Below are 698 nucleotides of genomic sequence, written 5' to 3'. Positions count from 1 at the left end.
GAAGCCGATCACATGATCGTCGAAGTCGCGGTCACCACCACCGAGGACATCTTCCAGACCGAAGAGATTGGTGCCCAGGCTGCGGAAGTGGCCGATGCCGTCGCTGTTGGCCCCGGCATAGGCAAAGAAGGTCTGGCCGCGCACCTGGGCAAAGGGCGCCAGGAAGGAGGATTCCGAGATGGTCACCGCTGTGACGCTGGCGGCGTTATCTCCGACCTGGAGGCCTTGCAGCTCGGTGACGAGGTTGTCGGGGCGCAGGGCGACGCTGCGGTAGTTGGCCTCACCGGGGCGCACCAGATTGCCGGCGGCGTCGCGCACGGTGCCGCCGGCATCGAGGGCGCGGTAGAAGCCGGTGATGGCATCGAAGTCGGCTTCCCGGCTGAGCACCAGGGTGCCCTGGACCGCCTGGGCCGCAGAGAAGGCGGTGAAATCCAGGACCGGGGCCAGGCCCTGCTCCTGGCCGATGAGGGCATCAAGCCCCTGATCGGTGTCGAGGAGCTCGAGCGCCACGTCGACGCCGGTGGTGGAGGCGAAGCTCACCGAACGGTTCGGGCTGGCCGGAGCGTCGGGGCGGAAGAAGCGCAAGCGCGTGTCGCTGGCACTGGAGAGATCTTCCAGGCTGGCATCGACCACCTCGAAGAAACGAACCGACTGGCCGTTGACCAGCAGGATCTCGCGATCGAACGTGGTGCCCGCCG

Annotated in this window: 1 protein-coding gene; it reads right to left on the bottom strand. The window is 67.2% G+C overall.

Annotated features, from left to right (window positions below):
- A partial coding sequence (locus KUG43_RS08740; RefSeq protein ID WP_216908167.1) for a DUF4114 domain-containing protein occupies positions 1-698 on the bottom strand: 698 nt, incomplete at both ends.

This window comes from Synechococcus sp. CCY 0621 (assembly GCF_019038465.1).
Taxonomy (GTDB): Bacteria; Cyanobacteriota; Cyanobacteriia; order PCC-6307; family Cyanobiaceae; genus Cyanobium.
This window is presented reverse-complemented; position numbering and strand designations above follow the sequence as displayed.